The 19,347-nt window shown below is 39.4% G+C and carries 18 protein-coding genes and 1 pseudogene; 9 read left to right on the forward strand and 10 right to left on the reverse strand.

What is annotated here, in order from left to right:
• The 6 genes from AC1M9J_RS03845 to pcaG form a co-directional block, all read left to right on the forward strand.
• Nucleotides 1–794, forward strand: a 794-nt coding sequence (locus AC1M9J_RS03845) for an acetyl-CoA C-acyltransferase (RefSeq protein ID WP_481951927.1), incomplete at its 5' end; no start/stop codon positions are given.
• Nucleotides 795–856: 62 nt separating this feature from the next.
• A complete protein-coding gene (gene pcaB / locus AC1M9J_RS03850; protein WP_481951928.1) occupies nucleotides 857–2,215 on the forward strand; it encodes a 3-carboxy-cis,cis-muconate cycloisomerase in 1,359 nt (452 codons plus the stop codon).
• Complete coding sequence (gene pcaD, locus AC1M9J_RS03855; protein WP_171076801.1) at nucleotides 2,212–2,994, forward strand: 3-oxoadipate enol-lactonase; 783 nt, start codon at nucleotides 2,212–2,214, stop codon at nucleotides 2,992–2,994. Before pcaB ends, pcaD begins: the two co-directional genes overlap by 4 nt.
• 47 nt (nucleotides 2,995–3,041) lie before the next feature.
• Nucleotides 3,042–3,440: a 4-carboxymuconolactone decarboxylase gene (pcaC, locus tag AC1M9J_RS03860; protein ID WP_035269644.1), complete on the forward strand. Its 399-nt coding sequence runs from the start codon at nucleotides 3,042–3,044 to the stop codon at nucleotides 3,438–3,440.
• A 35-nt stretch (nucleotides 3,441–3,475) separates the two neighbouring features.
• On the forward strand, nucleotides 3,476–4,201 hold the full coding sequence (pcaH, locus tag AC1M9J_RS03865) for a protocatechuate 3,4-dioxygenase subunit beta (protein WP_092766916.1): 726 nt from the start codon (nucleotides 3,476–3,478) through the stop codon (nucleotides 4,199–4,201).
• 14 nt (nucleotides 4,202–4,215) lie between these two features.
• Nucleotides 4,216–4,845, forward strand: a complete 630-nt coding sequence (pcaG, locus tag AC1M9J_RS03870) for a protocatechuate 3,4-dioxygenase subunit alpha (RefSeq protein WP_092766915.1) — start codon at nucleotides 4,216–4,218, stop codon at nucleotides 4,843–4,845.
• A gap of 119 nt (nucleotides 4,846–4,964) precedes the next feature.
• Here the strand turns inward: pcaG and AC1M9J_RS03875 are convergent, their stop codons facing one another.
• From AC1M9J_RS03875 to AC1M9J_RS03910, 8 genes and pseudogenes are all read right to left on the reverse strand, one after another.
• A complete protein-coding gene (locus AC1M9J_RS03875; protein WP_481951929.1) occupies nucleotides 4,965–6,314 on the reverse strand; it encodes an MFS transporter in 1,350 nt (449 codons plus the stop codon).
• 14 nt (nucleotides 6,315–6,328) lie between these two features.
• The gene (locus tag AC1M9J_RS03880) at nucleotides 6,329–6,715 is read right to left on the reverse strand and encodes a PaaI family thioesterase (RefSeq protein WP_481951930.1); all 387 of its coding nucleotides are present in this window, start codon (nucleotides 6,713–6,715) and stop codon (nucleotides 6,329–6,331) included.
• A 22-nt stretch (nucleotides 6,716–6,737) separates the two neighbouring features.
• Entirely contained in the window at nucleotides 6,738–7,271 is a 534-nt protein-coding gene (locus AC1M9J_RS03885) for a DUF3237 domain-containing protein (RefSeq protein ID WP_481609851.1), read from the reverse strand.
• Between the two features lie 52 nt (nucleotides 7,272–7,323).
• The gene (locus AC1M9J_RS03890; protein WP_481951931.1) at nucleotides 7,324–8,577 is read right to left on the reverse strand and encodes an OprD family outer membrane porin; all 1,254 of its coding nucleotides are present in this window, start codon (nucleotides 8,575–8,577) and stop codon (nucleotides 7,324–7,326) included.
• A gap of 48 nt (nucleotides 8,578–8,625) precedes the next feature.
• Nucleotides 8,626–9,765, reverse strand: a complete 1,140-nt coding sequence (locus AC1M9J_RS03895; protein WP_035270077.1) for an acyl-CoA dehydrogenase family protein — start codon at nucleotides 9,763–9,765, stop codon at nucleotides 8,626–8,628.
• 72 nt (nucleotides 9,766–9,837) lie between these two features.
• Nucleotides 9,838–11,725: pseudogene (locus AC1M9J_RS03900) on the reverse strand (feruloyl-CoA synthase).
• A 78-nt stretch (nucleotides 11,726–11,803) separates the two neighbouring features.
• On the reverse strand, nucleotides 11,804–13,255 hold the full coding sequence (locus AC1M9J_RS03905; RefSeq protein WP_481951932.1) for an aldehyde dehydrogenase: 1,452 nt from the start codon (nucleotides 13,253–13,255) through the stop codon (nucleotides 11,804–11,806).
• Nucleotides 13,256–13,304: 49 nt separating this feature from the next.
• The gene (locus tag AC1M9J_RS03910) at nucleotides 13,305–14,138 is read right to left on the reverse strand and encodes a p-hydroxycinnamoyl CoA hydratase/lyase (protein WP_035270071.1); all 834 of its coding nucleotides are present in this window, start codon (nucleotides 14,136–14,138) and stop codon (nucleotides 13,305–13,307) included.
• Between the two features lie 271 nt (nucleotides 14,139–14,409).
• On the opposite strand from AC1M9J_RS03910, the gene mhpT reads away from it, so the two are divergent.
• The 3 genes from mhpT to AC1M9J_RS03925 all read left to right on the forward strand — a co-directional run bounded on the left by mhpT (nucleotide 14,410) and on the right by AC1M9J_RS03925 (nucleotide 16,981).
• Nucleotides 14,410–15,642 carry a 3-(3-hydroxy-phenyl)propionate transporter MhpT gene (gene mhpT / locus AC1M9J_RS03915; RefSeq protein WP_092766908.1) on the forward strand — a complete coding sequence of 411 codons (1,233 nt, stop codon included), beginning with the start codon at nucleotides 14,410–14,412 and terminating at the stop codon, nucleotides 15,640–15,642.
• 64 nt (nucleotides 15,643–15,706) lie between these two features.
• The gene (locus tag AC1M9J_RS03920; protein ID WP_092766907.1) at nucleotides 15,707–16,165 is read left to right on the forward strand and encodes a MarR family winged helix-turn-helix transcriptional regulator; all 459 of its coding nucleotides are present in this window, start codon (nucleotides 15,707–15,709) and stop codon (nucleotides 16,163–16,165) included.
• A 126-nt stretch (nucleotides 16,166–16,291) separates the two neighbouring features.
• Nucleotides 16,292–16,981 (forward strand): GntR family transcriptional regulator, encoded by a 690-nt coding sequence (locus tag AC1M9J_RS03925; RefSeq protein ID WP_035269117.1) that lies wholly within the window; start codon nucleotides 16,292–16,294, stop codon nucleotides 16,979–16,981.
• A gap of 50 nt (nucleotides 16,982–17,031) precedes the next feature.
• Here AC1M9J_RS03925 and AC1M9J_RS03930 read toward each other — a convergent pair whose 3' ends face one another.
• Entirely contained in the window at nucleotides 17,032–17,973 is a 942-nt protein-coding gene (locus AC1M9J_RS03930) for a PDR/VanB family oxidoreductase (RefSeq protein ID WP_180028002.1), read from the reverse strand.
• A 51-nt stretch (nucleotides 17,974–18,024) separates the two neighbouring features.
• Nucleotides 18,025–19,089, reverse strand: a complete 1,065-nt coding sequence (locus AC1M9J_RS03935) for an aromatic ring-hydroxylating dioxygenase subunit alpha (protein WP_035269112.1) — start codon at nucleotides 19,087–19,089, stop codon at nucleotides 18,025–18,027.
• Nucleotides 19,090–19,347: the final 258 nt, after the last annotated feature.

The following is a 19,347-nucleotide window of genomic DNA, read 5'->3' on the forward strand; positions in this document are numbered from 1 at the left end:
GTCAAAAGATTGAAGACACCACCATGGGCTGGCGTTTTATCAACCCGAAGCTTAAAGAAATGTATGGTGTTGAAACCATGCCGCAAACGGCTGAAAACGTGGCTGAACAGTTTAATATTAGCCGTGCTGATCAAGACCAATTTGCTTTAACCAGCCAACAACGTACGGCTGCAGCGCAAGCACGTGGTTTCTTTGATCAAGAAATCGTGCCTGTGACTATTCCACAGCGTAAAGGTGATGCGGTTGTGGTGGCAAAAGATGAACATCCTCGTGCAACCACCCTCGAGGCCTTAACCAAGTTAAAACCTGTTGTAAAAGCAGACGGTACAGTAACCGCAGGTAATGCATCAGGCATTAACGATGGTGCTGCTGCGATTCTGATTGCTTCTGATGCAGCTGTAGAAAAATATGGTTTAAAACCTCGTGCCAAAGTGATTGGTGCAACCACTGTTGGGGTTGAACCTCGCATTATGGGCTTTGGTCCGGCACCTGCGATTAAAAAGTTATTGGCTCAAACCGCTTTAACACTAGAGCAAATGGATGTGATTGAGCTGAACGAAGCGTTTGCAGCACAAGCATTGGCATGTACACGTGACCTAGGTTTAGCCGACGATGATGCGCGTGTAAACCCAAATGGTGGTGCAATTGCACTGGGTCATCCATTGGGTGCATCAGGTGCGCGTTTGGTGACGACTGCTCTCAACCAACTAGAGGCAACTGGTGGCAAATATGCATTGTGCTCTATGTGTATCGGTGTGGGTCAAGGCATCGCTTTAATAATTGAAAAAGTTTAACAGCAATTTTTGGACAGACGCTTTATGGTGAAACACATGATGAAGCGTAATAGGGATAAGTTATGAGTCAGTTATATGCAAGTTTGTTTTATCAGAATGATGTAAATATCATATTTAGTGATGAAGCACTCGTAAAATATATGTTGCGTGCAGAGGTTGCACTGGCTCAAGCTCAAGCTGAAGTTGGTGTTATTCCCTTAATTGCTGCTGAAACGATTCAACGTGTTGCAGAACAAGAAATTCATTCCATTATTAATTTTGATCATTTGGCACAGTCCAGTGGTCTCGCTGGCAATATTGCAATTCCATTCGTAAAGCAATTCACTGCTGCTGTGAAAAAAATCAATGAAGATGCTTCTCGTTATGTGCATTGGGGTGCGACCAGCCAAGATATCATTGATACGGCCTTTATGCTGCAAGCTCAAGATGCGTTACAGCTGATCGAAATGCAACTTATCCAGGCTATTCAGGCAACTAAAAAACTGACGATTCAATACCGTGATCAGGTGATGATCGGACGTACATGGTTGCAACAAGGTTTACCGCTTACCTTTGGACATAAAACAGCACGGTGGCTCTCTAGTTTAGATCGAGATTTAAAGCGTGTTCAGCAGTTACAGCAACATGTCTTAACAGCGCAGTTAGGTGGTGCGGTAGGTACTTTAGCTTCATTAACTGAATATGGTTCGGCTGTAGTGAGTACCTACGCACAAAAACTTGGTTTAAATACACCCGTATGTACATGGCATGGGGAACGAGATCGTGTAGCCGACATTGCACATGTACTTGCAACGATTACAGGAAACTTGGGCAAGATGGCCCGTGATTGGTCACTCATGATGCAAACAGAAATTGCAGAAGTGTTTGAACCGAGTGGTGCTGGGCGTGGAGGGTCATCGACGATGCCTCATAAGCGTAATCCTGTTGCAGCTGCTTCAATTCTAGCCGCTGCAAATCGCGTCCCTGCATTAATGTCAAGTATCTACCAAAGCTTAGTACAAGAACATGAACGAAGTTTAGGTGCATGGCATGCTGAATGGCTAGCGTTACCAGAGTTATTTCAACTGACGGCGGGCAGTTTAAGTAGAGCAATCGATGTATTTACGGGATTAGAAGTAGATCCTGAAAATATGTTCAGAAATTTAGAGTGCACGCAAGGATTAATCATGGCTGAAGCACTGATGATGTCACTCGCACCTCAGATGGGTCGATTGAATGCACATCATCTTGTGGAAGCTGCTTGTAAGCAAGCAGTTGCCGAACAACGACACTTACTCGATGTTGTACAAAATAATCCAGAAATATTAGCTATTTTTGATCTAGATCAACTCCGTCAGATTTTTAATCCGCAACATTATCTAGGAAATACTCAAGCACAAATAGATGCGGTACTAGAGAGCGTTCAAGGAGGTACACCATAATGACATTAATCAATAATCGTAATGGTCAGCAGCTTGCGGTCTATCGTTTTGGTGACGATACAAAACCAAGCATCATTTTTTCAAACTCACTGGGCACTGATCATGGCATGTGGCAAGCCCAAATTGATTATTTTTCCAAAGATTATGATGTGATTTGCTATGACACACGTGGTCATGGAAGAAGTAGTGTCATTGAAAATACCACAATCATTGATTTGGCCAATGATGTCCTTGATGTACTCAATCATTTCTCTATAGAAAAAGCGCATTTTTGTGGTATCTCCATGGGGGGAGTTACTGGGATTCAATTAGGCATAATTGCACCAGAGCGTTTTAACTCTATTACCATTGCAAATTCAGCAGCAAAAATTGGAAATGCCGAGGCATGGTTGAGTCGTGCAGATGCGGTTGAACAAAATGGTTTGGCTGATATCGTCAGTACTACACATACGCGTTGGTTTAGTGAACAATTTGATTATTTACACGATGTGACAGCTCAAAAAACCATTCAGAGTTTGTCTGTCACTCAGCCTAAAGGCTATGCAGCCTCTTGTCGTGCTTTAGCTCAGACGGATTTACGCAATCAACTTGGAAAAATTATTGTGCCTTGTTTGGCATTATGTGGCGGCTTAGATCCTGTGACCACAGTGAATGATGGTGAGTTTTTAAAACAACATATACCTGACTGTCAACTTGCAGTCATAGATGCATCGCATTTATCCAATATTGAGCGACCAGTTGAATTTAACCAAGCATTGCTTGCTTTTATTCAGTCTTAAGCACATCTGAACATCAAATAATTTCAATTTTAAAGAGGAATAACCTCATGAATGATGAAGAACGTTATAAGCAGGGGCTAGAAGTCCGTACTGAAGTCTTGGGTGAAGCCCATGTCGGGCGTTCACTTGAAAATTTAAACGAATTTAATGCTGATTTTCAAAACTTTATTAGTCGTTTTGCATGGGGTGAGGTTTGGTCAAGACCAGGACTGCCAAGACACACACGTAGTTTGGTGACGATTGGAATCTTACTTGCATTGGGGCGTGAAGCAGAGCTCAGAATGCATATTCGTGCTTGTTTCAACAATGGCGTTACCAAAGATGATCTTAAAGAATTATTTTTGCATGCGTCTTTATATGCAGGTCTGCCTGCAGCCAATGCTGCAATGCATATGGCAGAAGAAGTATTTGCAGAGTTAGGCATTTCGCCTGAGAAAATTAAATAAACGGACGATATTTTAAATTGAATAAGGAGAGGTTCATGTCTCAAATTCTGATGGGTGCTTATGCACAGCGAAATACAGATGATCATCCGCCAGCATATGCGCCGGGATATAAAACCAGTGTATTACGTTCGCCGAAAAATGCACTGATTTCGATTGCGCAAACATTAACCGAGGTTACTGCACCTCACTTTAGCGCAGACTTATTGGGTCCTAAAGACAATGATTTAATTTTAAATTATGCAAAAGATGGTTTACCTGTTGGTGAACGCGTCATTATTCATGGTTATTTACGTGATCAATTTGGTCGTCCTGTCAAAAATGCTCTGATTGAAGTATGGCAAGCAAATGCCTCAGGACGTTATCGCCATCCAAATGATCAGTATGTGGGAGCTATGGACCCTAACTTTGGTGGTTGCGGTCGAATGCTCACAGATGAAAATGGATTCTTCATTTTTAGAACGATAAAGCCAGGACCTTATCCGTGGCGTAACCGTATCAATGAGTGGCGTCCAGCACATATCCATTTTTCTGTGATGGCAGATGGCTGGGCACAGCGTTTGATTTCCCAGTTTTATTTTGAAGGCGATACATTAATTGATAGCTGTCCAATTTTAAAAACTGTTCCTTCAGAACAACAGCGAAGAGCTTTAATTGCGCTCGAAGACAAGAGCAACTTTATTGAAGCAGATAGTCGTTGCTATCGTTTTGACATTACTTTACGTGGTCGTCGTGCGACATATTTTGAAAATGATTTGACTTGATAGGGAGCATCAGGATGAATGGCTGGAAATTTGAAGAATTACATGAAACACCATCTCAAACAGGTGGTCCATATGTCCATATTGGATTAATGCCTAATCAAGCTGGTATAGAAGTATTTGAGCATAGCTTCAATAATCAAATGGTGAAAGATGGCACTCAAGGTGAACGTATTCGCCTCGAAGGGCAAGTTTTTGACGGTTTGGGTTTACCACTTCGCGATGTACTCGTAGAAATTTGGCAAGCTGATGCCAATGGTGTTTATCCAAGTCAGCAGGATACGCAAGGGAAGCAGCCAGATCCAAACTTTTTAGGTTGGGGTAGAGCGGGTGCGGATTTTGACACTGGTTTTTGGAGCTTCGATACGATCAAACCAGGTGCTGTTCCTGGACGTAAGGGTTCACAGCAAGCACCACATATCGCGCTGGTTATTTTTGCGCGTGGTATCAATTTAGGTTTACATACTCGAGTTTACTTCGAGGATGAAGCTGAAGCGAATGCGAAAGACCCAATTTTGAATGGTATTGAGTGGGCGCCACGTCGTCAAACACTCATTGCTAAGCGTGAAGAGCGTGATGGTCAGATCGTTTATCGTTTCGATATTCGTATTCAAGGTGAAAATGAAACAGTATTCTTTGATATTTAAACTTTGAACAAGAAATTAAAAAGGTCAGTGATTTCACTGATCTTTTGTTGTTTCTATCAATAGATTTTGATGAAACAACTTATCTTAACAATACAAAGTTATATATCCGTGAGCATAAATTATTGAGGTTCTTTTTGTAAAACGACATATGGTGTATTTACTACGGATCTTTGTTTTAACTTATAGATGATCAAAATGGCAATAGCTGCTAAAACAAATGCAAAACCAAAATTTCCGTACAATTCTAAAGGCGAGTTCCCTAGGTCTAAAAAGTATCCCGCAATGATTGGAGAGAAAATACCACCAAAACGACCAACACCAGTTGCAATCCCCACGCCTGTTGATCGTACATCTGCCTCATAGAGCTGTGTAGAAATGGCATAGATTCCAGCTAAACAGCCATTAATAAAGAATCCTAGCGTTGTGGCAACGATGATTAATATATTTAAATTATCTGTATTGTTCACAAACAATAAAATACATACGTACGTGAGGATTAAAAAGGCAATTTGATTGATGTATACGCTGACTTTAGAACTAAGAACACCAATGATAAAACTACCTAAAATACCACCCACGCTGATCATCATGGCAGTTTTAATCGATAATGAGTTATCTAGACCAGAACTATTGAGAATTTTAGGTGTCCAGCCCATCACGAAATAAAAACCAAAAAGAATAAAGAATATAGAAACCCATAATACAAGGGATTTAACTAAATACTTGTGGTTAAATATTTCTACGTAAGAAGACTTTTGATTTTCTTTGTATGCTTTAGGGAGTGTGAGAATTGGTTTTTTATGCATTTTAGAGAAAATTTGATTCAATTTTTCCAAAGCATGTTTTGGTTGTTTTAGTAATAAATAATCGATCGATTCTGGTAAAAATTTCAATGAGCACAGAAAAGCAAATGTAGTAACGAATCCACCAATTAGAAATACTTGTCTCCAACCGATACTTTCTAAGCTATATACAGCAAGTAGTGCTCCGCTAATTGCTCCAATCCCATAACCGGCAGATAATATACCAACACTAAAACTTTTATATTTAGTCGGAGAATATTCACTGGCCAAAATCATAGCACTGATTTGAACACCACCAATACCAACACCAGTGAAAAATCTGCACAGAACCAATTGTTTAAAGTCGGTGGCAAATGCAGATGCAAACATGCTCAGACCACAGATTAATAGACAAAGGTTAATTAAATTACGTCTACCGATTTTATCTGCGAGAGGTGCAAGTAAAAATGAACAGACGGTCATACCAATTAAACCAGCACTAATTAAAGTTCCTATATTAGTACCAGTTAATGAAAACTCATTGGCAACTGAACTTGCCAAATAAGCCATTATCATGAAATCGAATCCGTCGATAATGTATAAAATAAAACAGAAAAAAACGACAAATTTTTGATATAAACTTATTTTGTCGTTGTCGACACAGTCCTTTAATTTTAAGATATCCATTCTTTTTTTAATCCTTATAGAACCATAAATGCAGCACTGGTTTTTGCTACTAGCTTTCCATGCTGCCAAGCTTCACTTTCAATGCATAAAATTTTACGTCCTTCTTTAATGAACCACGCTTTTGCCAATACTTCACCAACTTCACATGGTCTCAGGAAATCAATTGTTAAATTAATTGTGGCAGCTGGTTTTTCTGTTTGATTTAAGGCAGCTAAAATTCCCATTGCATCGTCAAGCATTGCGCAGATCATGCCTCCTTCAACACTTCCCCTAGGATTGGTAAAACTTTCAAGAGCAATATATTGAACTGAAATTACTCGCTTTTCCTTGTCCCACTGAAGTTGATGACCACCTAATAAATGATGAATAGGGGGTAAATTAGATAAAACTTGTTCGTCCATTGAAAAGTACTCCTTTTAATATTTATTTCACTGTAAATGCATCATAGATCACGGCTTTTCCGAGACGCATTGCACTTCCAACTGCAATTGTCTGATTTAACCATGCATATTTTTCTGAGCTAGTTTCAAACTGCATGGTTAACTTGAAGTAATATTGAGTGGGATTAACATCTTCGCCACGACTTAATTGTTCTAGTACTTGTGGTGAAGCATGGCGATAACCTTTAGTTTGTAAATAAATCAGAGCACCATCATCAGTTTCTAATAAATAGCGCGTATCTATATATGCCAAACCTTTGCTATCGACCTTTTGCCAATCTGCACCATTGTTAAGAATACGCCCCTTCAAACTTGGTCCAGAAAAAGTTCCTCCAGTGATTGGGATAATGCGTCTTTGCCCTAAATCTGAAGTTTTACCGAGTTCCCAAACTGGGGCTGTGAGTTCAACATTGAATGTCGCAAGGGGTTCAAGTTTTATGGGTTGTGGTGAATATTGGGTATTTGCCAAACTTAATGTAGTGGTGGTATAGACCAATAAGCCGATTAAATATTTCATACTTATTATCCTTAGAGAGGGTAGGGTTCCTCAGTAAAGAACCCTTTTGTTATTATTTAAATTTCCACGTGTAATCAATATTGATACGAGTTTCATTGGCTGGCTTAATATTGGCGGTAATTGGCATATCATTATCGTAGATCGCGTAACGCGCGCGTAAACCTAAATTTTTTAGTAGGCCATTTTGAACTATGTAAGCTAGATCAAAATCCAATTCATCTTCCGAAAAATCTGTACCACCCAACTGTGGTGCGTAAATATTGCTACCATGGGTATAGCGGGTCATAAAACGAAGACCTGGGATATAGTCTTTAAAATCGTATTCATAACGCAGGCTATAAACACGCTCTTTCGCATTCAAAAACTCACCAGTCCAAGTATCAATTGCTAGTCCAGTTTCTCCTCCAGTTAAGTACGGAAAAGCAGTATCTCCAAAGTGGTGAAATGTAGAAAAGATAAACTTATGGTTTTGGTGTTGAAGTTCTGAATGGCTATGAAGTAAATTATTGTCAACTAAACCTGCTTTAGCAGTCCCATCTTCATCGCTAATGTAGTAACGCAACTGTGTTGTAAAAGTGGATTGATTTGAGATTGGATATTTATAGGTTATGCCTAACAACGATTGGCGATATAAGTCGTTAACATCCATATGAAATGCAGTCAACCGCAATGGATTATGAGTCAAGTCATAATGTCCACCTAAGTAATACAAATAATCTGTTTCTTCAGAAATATAACGACCATTTACTCCAGAGATTTTTATAGCTTCATAATTTGTAGAATCACGTTGATTGACTTCATCAATATAGGATGCTTGGAGATCCAGACCTTGAATATCTTTAGATTGAACTGCAACACCTCGATACGTTTGAGGTAAAAGTCGTGCTGGAGAGCCGACTAAAACAGGAGTCATGGGTTGAAGAGTCCCTATACGTACCTCGGTTTCAGAAACTTTAGCTTTTAAAGTGACTCCAACTTCACCATATTGATCTGCAGGCTCATTGGTTTCCAAGGAACGAATTAAGTTTCCTGTACCTCCATATTTAGCATCAGCATCCAGTTTAAAACCTGCGGTCGCTAATAGATCTAAACCAAAACCAATCGTTCCATCGGTGAATCCAGATTGTGCTTTAAAGATAAATCCTTGTGTCCAGTCTCTTAATGCGGGGTATCTATTCTCAACTTTAAAGTCACGGTCAAAGTAGAAGTTACGTGCAGTTAATTCGACTTTACTTTGGTCGATAAAATTATTTGCAAATACTGGAGCGGTACATAATAGAAGTGGTGTGATCCATAATTTTTTCATCTTTATTTCATCCTGAAATAGTATTAATACATAGAGGTAATCTTTGTGTTATTTTCCTAAAAGTTCTCTTGCAACGATTTCTTTCATAATTTCATTGGTTCCCCCATAAATTTTTTGAACACGTGCATCGACATAAAATCGAGATATTGGATATTCCCGCATGTATCCATATCCCCCGAACAATTGCAGAAGTTGATCAATGACTTCACATTGGGTATCAGTGATGAAGCATTTCAATGCCGCAACTTCGCTTACATCCAATACTCCCTGTTGATAAAGCGACTTACATTTTTCGACAAAGGCTTCGGCTGCTAGAGTTTTAATTTTGGCTTGAGCGATTACAAAACGAGTATTTTGAAATTGTGCAATTGACTGTCCAAAAGCTTTACGTTCGAGGACGTATTCTTGAGTAATTTCTAAAGCACCTTGCAAAGCGCCTAATGCCATGAGTGAAATACTCAAACGCTCACGTGGAAGTTCTTGCATGAGATAGCTAAAGCCTTGACCTTCCTGACCTAATAATTGGTCTTTAGGAACTCTGACTTGGTCAAAAAATAATTCGGCAGTGTCTTGAGATTGAAGTCCAATTTTTTTTAGACCACGACCTTTTTTTACTCCATCTAAATGAGCATCCACCAATAAAATCGAAATACCTTTAGCTCTTGCTTGAGGATCAGTTTTAGCAACTAAAACTATGAGATCTGCATGTTGACCATTCGATATAAACGTTTTTGAGCCATTTACCACATAATGATCGCCATCTAATAAGGCTTGAGTGCGGATGGCTTGTAGGTCTGAACCTGCATTGGCTTCAGTCATTGCAATAGCTGTAACAACTTCACCGGATACCATTTTAGGTAACCAATATTGTTTTTGATCTTCACTACCAATATTCTGGATATAGGGTGAAACAAGTTCACTCTGACCACCGATTGCAACGGCTAACGCAGAGAAGCCCGCTCGAGCCGTTTCTTGAACGATCATTTGTGAATAATATATCGGTGCGCCGTAACCTCCATATTGTTCAGGCACATCGACGCATAAAAATCCATTTTGTCCAAGTTGATCCCAAACTTGTCGAGGCATGAGTCCTTGCTCTTCCCATGACTCATAATATGGGGCGACAAACTCTGCTAGGAAGCGTCGATAATTGTCCCGAAACAGCTCAAAATCACTATCTTTCTGCATAGCGTTATCCTAATTTTGAATGCAACTGTCTAAGCAGCGTTTGGCTAAACGCTGCTGAATAAAAAAGTTGAGTTAATTTCTAAGGGTTGGAATGCGAATAATGAGTGGATTATTGATGTTTTTTTCGTATAACTCTTCCACCATTGCTATGCGACGTTTCAAGATACCACTTTGATTGAGATTGCCTTTATCAGTGGTTTCTCCTGCATCAAGAAGTGGAGGTTCAATCATGAGGTAAAGCATCGAAACAGTGTTTGAACTACCTGTCGCATCTTTATTGAAATCAATTAAAAATTGCTTGAACCACTGTTGAACTTTAGGGTGTAGAAGCACCTCTTTAGCACTAACTAGACTTAAATCTAATCCTGCATACTCAGCGCAATCTGCAATTTTGGGAAATATTAAAAATCCAATCGCACTTAAATTAGAACCAGTAATACAAACATCTTGAATAAATCGATTACCTGTAATGAGAACTTTATTGCGTAAAGTTCCAACATTGACAAAGGTACCTGTATTTAACTTAAAATCTTCAGCTATACGGCCATCATACATGAGTCCCTGACTCGGGTCGGATGGATCCACTAATTTCACTGCATCCCCGGTGCGGTAAAAGCCTTCATCATCAAAGATGTCAGCTTGTTGTTCCATAGGTAGACGCCAGTAATGTTTCATGACATTTTTTACCACGAACACAAAACTCAAGTTTGTCACCATAAGGAACTAATTTCACTTCACAACCTGGAGCTGGATATCCAATGAACCCAGCCATTACTTTGGGACCAGTTGTAAACACACATGATGGTGCAGTCTCAGTCATCCCCAAACCGCTCATGATACGAATACGTTCCCCACAGTGTGACTGCGCAATTTGGTCAAGTCTGTTCCAACCAGCTTCTGATAGTGCAGCACCAGCAAAAAACAAAATTTTAACTCGACTAAAAAATTTTTCACGTAACTCAGCATCTTGTTCAAGTGCTACGGTTATTTCTTCCCATCCTTTAGGAACGTTTAAATACACAGTAGGTGCAATTTCCTTAAGATTCCTGATGGTTTCTTCCATCTTTCCTGGAACTGGCTTGCCGTCATCAATATAAATTGTGCCGCCGTTATATAATGCGATTCCTACATTATGACTGCCACCAAAAGTATGATGCCATGCTAACCAATCAACTAATACTGGGGGGGTCTCTTCAAACTCAGGGAAGGTCTGAAGCAGCATCTGTTGATTGGTACATAGCATTAGATGCGTTGTAGGTACCGCTTTCGGCATTTTAGTTGAGCCAGATGTAAATAGAAATTTCGCTATTTGATGTTCATCAATGGTCTCATAATGATCTTTAATATCACTAATTTCAGAGGAGAGGAGTGAAGAGAAAGCAAGGCAATTTTTCTCACCAAGTTTTCCAGAATTCGTAACGATCACAATATCATCTGTATCACAGCAATGTTCAATCGCTTTAGCAAAAGCTTGACCATCATTAGCAAAAACCAAACCTGGTGTTAGAACATCAAACACATGTTTGAGCTTGCCAAAATCTTTAGAAATAAGTGAATAGGCAGGAGAAATTGCAGAGAATGGAATTCCTGCAAGCATTGCTCCCATTGACAAAGTAAGATGCTCTAGATCATTTCCAGATAGAATGACAATAGGACGTTCAGTTGAAAGATGTGAATATTGTTTCAAACTTTGTGCAATACGCCATGCTCGATCTAATGTTTCTGCGTATGTAAGCTTAATCCATTCATCATCATGACCACGTTTTGCTGCGAATACACGATCGGGATGTGTTTGAGCATATTGAATTAAACGGTCAGTAATTTTTTGTGGGTATGGTTTAAGTTGTTCTTTTGGGGAAATATACAAAGTGCCATTTTTAGATTGAAACTCAATCTCGTGACTGCCTAATTTAACAAATCGCTCAGGATATTTATGCGTATGAACCGTCATATTCGACATTGTTTTCACTCCATGTATTTTTAGCTATTCTTTTCCAACGAAAAGAGCTGACTTCATGTCAACTCTTTGAGATATTCGTTAAATAGGGTAGTGACGAGTTTTGGTTTGCATGGTGATCCAACGCAGCTCAGTGAACTCTGCAACTGAGACTTTACTCCCAAATCGTCCATAACCACTTTGTTTCACGCCACCAAAAGGCATTTGCGCTTCATCATGAACGGTTGCACCATTAATATGACAAATACCTGATTCGATACGTTTAGCAACATCTAGAGCTAGGGATAAATCTTGACTAAAAACTGCTGCAGATAATCCAAATTCTGAGTCATTTGCTAAATCGATTGCTTCATCAACAGTTTTAAAACGTTGAACGGTGCACACAGGACCAAAAGACTCTTCGGCATAAATCTGCATATCTTTAGTGACGTCAACTACGATAGTAGGTTGCATCATAGCACCATCAATGCTTAAACCTAGTGGTAAATATGCACCTTTTTCACGTGCATCTTCAATTAAATTTTTGATTCTTGTTGCAGCTTTTAAACTTTCTAGAACGCCCAGGGGTTCTTGACTCTCAAGTGGATTTCCTGCTCTGATATTCTGAACTTTATTGATCAATTTTTCGATGAATTGGTCTGCAATTTTTTCATCCACAAGAACACGCTCTGTCGACATACAGATCTGTCCCTGATTGAAAAAAGCGCCGAAACTGATGGCATTAACGGCTTCGTCCAGGTCCGCTTGCTCCAATACAATGACCGGTGCTTTGCCACCAAGTTCCAGCAACACTGGTTTGAGGTATTTCGCTGCAGTTTCTGCAATTATTCGTCCTACATGCGTTGAACCTGTAAAATTAATTCTTTTAGTCAATGGATGACTGATTAAACGCTCTACAATCTGTGGAGCATCTTGCGGGGCATGAGTAATGACATTGACAACACCATCGCCAATACCTGCTTCATGAAGTACTTCCCCAATTAATCGATGTGTTGCAGGGCAAGCTTCAGATGCTTTAAGTACGACTGTATTCCCACAAGCCAGAGGCATCGCTAAGGCACGAGTGGCTAAGATAACAGGAGCATTCCACGGCGCCATACCAACGATGACACCACATGGAACGCGAACACCCATAGCGATATTGCCAGGAACATCTGATGGAATAATATTTCCATCAATTTGTGTAGTCATGGCTGCCGCTTCTCTCAGCATATTGGCAGCAAGATGGACATTAAAGCCATACCACGTCGCAGTTGAACCTATTTCATGTATTGCAGTTTGAATAAACTGTTCAGTTTTTTGATCCATCAAATCTGCAGCTTTAAGCAATTTTAAACGTCGGTCTGTTGGTGATAGAACAGACCAAGTTTTAAATGCTTCATGCGCTGACTCAATTGCACGATCAACATCGCTTAAAGTCGCTGCTGCACTCGTTGATGCGATTGAGCCATTAATTGGACTGATTCTTTGAAAAGTTTGTCCTGAACTTGCTGCAACAGATTGGCCGTGAATAAGTAACTGTACGTTTTGCATGGTGAATGTTTCCTTACATGTCCATCATGACGAAAAAAGTAGATTCTGCTTAAGCAGGACGTTTATAAGTTTGAAGACCTGGTTTGATTGTTTTGTCATCCAAGAATTGCTTCATACCTTGTGCACGACCACCTTCATCATCACGGTAGTTGCATTGATCCAGTTTGGCGTATAAGTAATCTTCGTTTTGCTCCCAAGTCAGCTCACGACAGCGCTTAAAACCATTCTTCGCTGTACGCAGTACAACTGGATTCTTTTCAAGCAAATTATTTGCCAATTCAGTTACTTCTGCACGTAATTGAGCAAGTGGAACACTCTTGTTCACTAAGCCCATATTTGCAGCTTCAACACCAGAGAAGGTTTTGCCTGTCATGATGTAGTACATAGAAGCACGATGACCGACTGTATCAGCCATAGCTTTGCTCACTAAGTTACCTGGAGGAATTCCCCAATTCACTTCAGACAAGCCAAATGTAGCTTCATCTGCTGCAATGGCTAGATCACATGCGACTAGTGGTGAGAATCCACCACCGAAGCACCAGCCGTTTACCATTGCAATCGTTGGTTTTGAATAAAAACGAAGTAAATGCCATTGCCAACGTGATGCATCACGACGAATTCGCTCTTGGAAAATTTCTGGCTGGCTGTCAACCTCACGGAAGTACTCTTTCAAGTCCATACCTGCTGTCCAAGAATCCCCAGCACCAGTGAGTACCAAAACACCTGCTTCTGGATCGAGTTCAAGCGTTTCAAGTACATCAATCATTTCTTTATTTAAGGTTGGACTCATCGCATTTTTCTTTTCTGGGCGATTTAAAGTGACCCAAGCAATGCCAGCTTCAACTTTTACATCAACAGTGGACCAGCGATTTTGATAAGACATGATAAGCTCCTTAGTGTTTGTTTTATGTCCTGTTGGAATTAAGATAATATCAGTTAAACTTACATACAAGTGTTTTTTTGAATTTTTTATAGAATTTTTATAATCTATTGATATTTAATAAAATAATATTTTAAATGAATTTTATTTAAAAAAAAATATTGATTATTTTATAAGTTTGGGTGATATTTTTTGAGTTGCCTGGACGGAGGCAATACATAGGATGTGTATTTTTTTAAAAGTATTTTAAAAGCTCTAAAAGGGACAATAAAAAATGGAACAAAGTGTAAGTAGTAAGACTAAAGCTACGCTTACACTCGTACTGTGTTTCGCTATCGCTGTATTTGAAGGTTTCGATCTTCAATCAATGGGCGTAGCAGCACCACGGATGCGAGCAGAGTTTGGCTTAGATAATACTCAAATGGCATGGGCATTTAGCGCGGCAATCTTGGGTACTTTACCTGGTGCATTATTAGGAGGTCGTTTCGCTGATAAAATTGGGCGTAAGGCAGTTCTATTGACCAGTATTTTAATTTTTGGAGTGATGTCAGTTCTAACGGCATATGCTTCTGATTATACACTGCTTTTAATCATTCGTTTCTTAACTGGCTTAGGGATGGGTGGCGCTTTACCAATGATGATCACCATGGCATCTGAGGCAGTATCAGAGAAACATAAAGGCATTGCAGTCAGTATTATGTATAGCGGTATTCCATTTGGTGGAATGTTGACATCATTCGTGGCAATGGGTTTAGCTGGTGATGCGCAATGGAGACATATCTTCTACATTGGTGGCTTCGCTCCAATTCTTTTAATCCCTTTGCTAATGAAGTATTTGCCGGAGTCTAAAGACTATTTAACAGCGACGAAGAATAAAACTTCTACCCCATTCTTTGAAGTGTTGTTTGCAAAAGAACGGCGTTTTTCCACGATTCAAATTTGGATCAGTTTTTTCTTTACGTTAGTTGTTTTATATTTTTTACTCAACTGGTTGCCACTATTGATGGGTGCACAAGGTTTAGGAAAAACAGAAGCGAACTATGTTCAAATTGGTTACAACATCGGTGGTATCTTCGGGTCGATTCTCATGGGAACTTTACTTGATAAGATTCGCATGAGTACTGTAATTAAATTTATATATATTGGCATCTTGTTATCACTGTGCTGTCTTGCAATCTCTCCAACTGTTGCTTTACTTGTATTGTCTGCTGTGGGTTGTGGTCTATTTATTGTAGGTGGGCAATCAGCGCTCTATGGATTGGCAGCGATGTTCTATCCAACAGAAATGCGTGGCACGGGTGTAGGCGCTGCAGTCGCAGTAGGGCGTATAGGATCTTTTGCAGGGCCCCTATTTGCTGGCATGCTACTGTCGTTAGGTTCTAGTTCAGCAATGGTCATTGGTGCAAGTATTCCACTGATTTTATTTGCAGCTGTTGCGGCTTTAATGCTTGTACGCAAGCCACGAGCAGAGCAGTCTGATGCTGTTCTAAATATAACTACACGTTAAACATATGTTAAAAGTATGATTACGACAGTAGTCATACTTTTGTTCATCTATTAAGGAATATAAAATGTCAGAAGTTAATCATTCGATTCCGACACTGAGCTATATAATTGCAAGGGTTGATCGTATTGTGAGTAAACTTTTAACTGAACGTTTAAAAGACTTAGATATCACCTTATCTCAGTTTACAGCATTGTCAGTTATCGCTGCGAAAGGCAATCTATCTAATGCAAAACTTGCAGAACGTTCATTTATTAAACCGCAATCTACCAATAAAATTCTACAAGATTTACAAAACCAGGATTGGATCAGTAGAGCTTCAGATCCCTCACATGGACGAAGAATTTTAATTAATGTAACGCCTAAAGGATTTGAAAAACTCGAACAATGTCGAAACATTGTTAATGAGATAGAACAAAAAATGTTAGATGGGGTAGATATCCATTTAGCTTATTTAATTCGAAACAATCTAGAGTTAATGGCAACCAATCTTCAAAAAATAAATATTGATGATACGAACTCATAATCACCTCAGTTATCAAAAATAGAATAGTGAATTTCCGGCCTAAAAGAGTCCTTTAAGTCAACAGAGATTGATATTCCAAATCTGACTCGTTAGGATCAATCATGATCAAAAAAATTGAGTAGTTATATGTCTTCAGGGCAGCAAGTGTTAATTGAACTTCGAAAAATGATTATTTCTGGGGAGATTGCAGGAGGTTCTCGTTTGGCTGAAATTCCGACTGCTGAAATGCTAGGTGTATCGCGTCAACCTATTCGAATGGCTTTTCGGCTTTTAGAGCAAGAAGGCTTACTCGTTAAAAATCCAACTCGAGGCTATACTGTTCGAGAAATTTCATCCAAATTAGTTCATGATGCGTTGCATGTACGTGGCGTTTTAGAAGGTCTTGCTGCAAAAACGCTTGCTGAAAAAGGCATGACGTTAGATCAACATCAAACACTTTTGAATTGTATTACGCAAATTGATTCCATATTCAATAAACCAGAATTAACAAGCGATGATTTAGAAACCTACCATCATTACAACACTATTTTTCACAATACTATTATTCAAGGCTCGGATAATGTCGCAATTGTGCAAGCACTCAGTAAAAACAATCAGTTACCTATGGCATCTGCACAAGCACTGACTTATGATAAAAATAATGCGCTGTCTGAAATTCGTCGTTTGCAATATGCGCATATCCAACACTGCTCAATATTCAATGCATTAAAGCAACAAGACTCAGCACGCGCTGAAAGTTTAATGCGTGAGCATAGTCATGTGGTTACTTTAGGGGAGACTATGCGTTCAATATTTCATACAGATGGGTCTATATAAAAAACCCTTCAATTAATGAAGGGCTACACTTGAAAATCTATCGATCCAAATTAAACATCAATGATAATTCGTTGAGATTTGGCTCTTGAGCAACAAGGTGTGAATTGATCATTTGCAGCTTGTTCCTCTTCAGTTAAATACATATCTCTGTGATCAATTTCACCTTCAACTACATTTACTAAGCAAGTGCCACAAATACCTTGTTCACAAGATAAAGGGATACAGATTCCAGCATGTTCTAAAGCTTGTGCTGCAGATTGATCAGCTGCGACATGAATACGTTGCCCTGTTTTTAAAATCTCAATTTCAAAACTGCCATCTTGACTGGTATCAATAGCTTGTGCGCTGAAATGCTCTTTATGTACTTGATGACTAGGCCATGAGAGCGTATCTGCGGTATGGATCACATAGTTCATAAAACCATCTGGGCCACATACATAAATATGATGATCGATATGAGGAGAGGCAAAGACTGTATTCAAAAGAATATGTGTTTCAGGTTCATCATCAATATGGATGTGGACGGAATCTCCTAGAGCCTCTAAATCTTGTTGGAATGCAATAGAAGCTCTCGTTTTCACAAAATACAGTAATTGGAAGGACTGATTATTGCGTTTAAGCTCTTTAGCCATTGCTAAGATAGGAGTGATACCGATTCCACCTGCACACAAATATGCATATTCTGTCTCAGGAACCAAGGCAAACAAATTTCGTGGTTCACTAATCTTGAGCTGCTGACCCTCACGAAGTTGTTCATGAATAAATTTAGAACCACCACGTGATAAAGGATCATTCAGGACACCAATGACGTAACGGTGCTGCTCTGAACTACAATTTGCCAAAGAATACTGTCTAATTAATTGATTACCTAAGTGCACATCAATATGTGCACCGGCTTGAAAAGCTGGTAATAATTCACCATGGGTGTTTACCAGTTCGAAAGATAAAATGTGTTCATTATGACGATAAATCTTCTGAATAGTCACATCCATGTGAGTATCGCTCCTTGGTAAAATGAAAAACTGATAAAATGTGGGTTTACTTTAAACAACATTCAAAGTTGTAATTTTCTGCTCATCATTCGTTTGCTCTAAGCTGATCAAGCGGTCTATTACTTTTCGAGATTGAACACCGCCTGCATCAATATTCAGCATCAGCAATTTACGATCAGGATGTCTCAATAAATTCTGTTGCTGTTGTTCAAGCATATCTAAATCTTCCGAGAAAATTTTGCCCTGTCCCTCACGAATTTGGTTAGTTAATTCGATGTTGTCGGGTTGGAAGTGTCGAGCCATTCCCCAGAAATACCAGTGAGACGTTTCCGTTTCGGGGGTAATAAAATCTACAACGATTGAAGACACTTTTTTATTTTCCGGTGCGTTGTAACCACCATGCCCTGCGTGGGCAACACCAACTTCAATATGAACATTGCTAGGTGCATGAAAGTGACAAATTTGCCAACGGTCTACTAGGACATCTGCAGCGAGATTATTACCTTTTAGAGCCATTTGCCAAAATGGAGGTGCATAAATGTTTTCCATATGACGTTCAGTCACAACGTGGTCACCATCAACACGAGTGGTTGGTGCAGCTTCATCGATTTCTTTTTGACCAATGCTGTTTGCATGAACATATGTTTCATGGGTGAGATCCATTAAGTTATCAATCATCAAGCGGTAATCACAGTTGATGTGGAATAGTCCACCACCATAGGCCCATTCTGGATTTTCAGCCCACTCTAAAGTTGGGAGTTGATCTTCACTTGCAAGCGATTGGTCTCCTGGCCATACCCAAATAAAGCCAAATTTTTCAATTGCGCGATAGCTTTTATTGCAAGGAAAGCCACGTACACGTTGCCCAGGCATTGAAACCGTTTTGCCGTCACATCCCATCACTAACCCATGATAACCACAGACCAGTTGACCATCTTCAACAAAGCCTAATGACAAAGGTGCACCGCGATGTGGGCAAAAATCTTCAACGGCATGTATTTGGTTTTCTTTTCCACGATAAAAAACCATTTTTTCACCGCAAATTTGTCTTCCTAGAGGCTTATCTTGTACTTCTTCAGGTCGTGCCGCCACATACCAAGCATTTTTTACAAACATGAGTTGATCTCCTTATCAATTGGATCCAATAATTCTATTTTATAGATAAAAAGTCAATAATAATCTTTAAAAATAAATATTTTGGATCCATTTTTGAGAGGGCATTTAAATAATAATTATTTTTGAGCAAAAATGATGGCAAATCACCATCCAAGAATATGGCGAAATCCATTCATTGTCAGAGAGGGGACGAGGGTTAATTCATTAAACAAAAAATGCTTAAACTTGATGGATTATTGGGATTTTATTTTTAGCTTC

The organism is Acinetobacter sp. ANC_7588 (assembly GCF_056783995.1).

Excerpts from the sequence above, each read along its gene's own strand:
- pcaB (WP_481951928.1), top strand. The coding sequence starts at position 857 with ATGAGTCAGTTATATGCAAGTTTGTTTTATCAGAATGATGTAAATATC.
- pcaC (WP_035269644.1), top strand. The coding sequence starts at position 3,042 with ATGAATGATGAAGAACGTTATAAGCAGGGGCTAGAAGTCCGTACTGAA.
- pcaH (WP_092766916.1), top strand. The coding sequence starts at position 3,476 with ATGTCTCAAATTCTGATGGGTGCTTATGCACAGCGAAATACAGATGAT.
- pcaG (WP_092766915.1), top strand. The coding sequence starts at position 4,216 with ATGAATGGCTGGAAATTTGAAGAATTACATGAAACACCATCTCAAACA.
- AC1M9J_RS03875 (WP_481951929.1), bottom strand. The coding sequence starts at position 6,314 with ATGGATATCTTAAAATTAAAGGACTGTGTCGACAACGACAAAATAAGT.
- AC1M9J_RS03880 (WP_481951930.1), bottom strand. The coding sequence starts at position 6,715 with ATGGACGAACAAGTTTTATCTAATTTACCCCCTATTCATCATTTATTA.
- AC1M9J_RS03885 (WP_481609851.1), bottom strand. The coding sequence starts at position 7,271 with ATGAAATATTTAATCGGCTTATTGGTCTATACCACCACTACATTAAGT.
- AC1M9J_RS03890 (WP_481951931.1), bottom strand. The coding sequence starts at position 8,577 with ATGAAAAAATTATGGATCACACCACTTCTATTATGTACCGCTCCAGTA.
- AC1M9J_RS03895 (WP_035270077.1), bottom strand. The coding sequence starts at position 9,765 with ATGCAGAAAGATAGTGATTTTGAGCTGTTTCGGGACAATTATCGACGC.
- AC1M9J_RS03905 (WP_481951932.1), bottom strand. The coding sequence starts at position 13,255 with ATGCAAAACGTACAGTTACTTATTCACGGCCAATCTGTTGCAGCAAGT.
- AC1M9J_RS03910 (WP_035270071.1), bottom strand. The coding sequence starts at position 14,138 with ATGTCTTATCAAAATCGCTGGTCCACTGTTGATGTAAAAGTTGAAGCT.
- mhpT (WP_092766908.1), top strand. The coding sequence starts at position 14,410 with ATGGAACAAAGTGTAAGTAGTAAGACTAAAGCTACGCTTACACTCGTA.
- AC1M9J_RS03920 (WP_092766907.1), top strand. The coding sequence starts at position 15,707 with ATGTCAGAAGTTAATCATTCGATTCCGACACTGAGCTATATAATTGCA.
- AC1M9J_RS03925 (WP_035269117.1), top strand. The coding sequence starts at position 16,292 with ATGTCTTCAGGGCAGCAAGTGTTAATTGAACTTCGAAAAATGATTATT.
- AC1M9J_RS03930 (WP_180028002.1), bottom strand. The coding sequence starts at position 17,973 with ATGGATGTGACTATTCAGAAGATTTATCGTCATAATGAACACATTTTA.
- AC1M9J_RS03935 (WP_035269112.1), bottom strand. The coding sequence starts at position 19,089 with ATGTTTGTAAAAAATGCTTGGTATGTGGCGGCACGACCTGAAGAAGTA.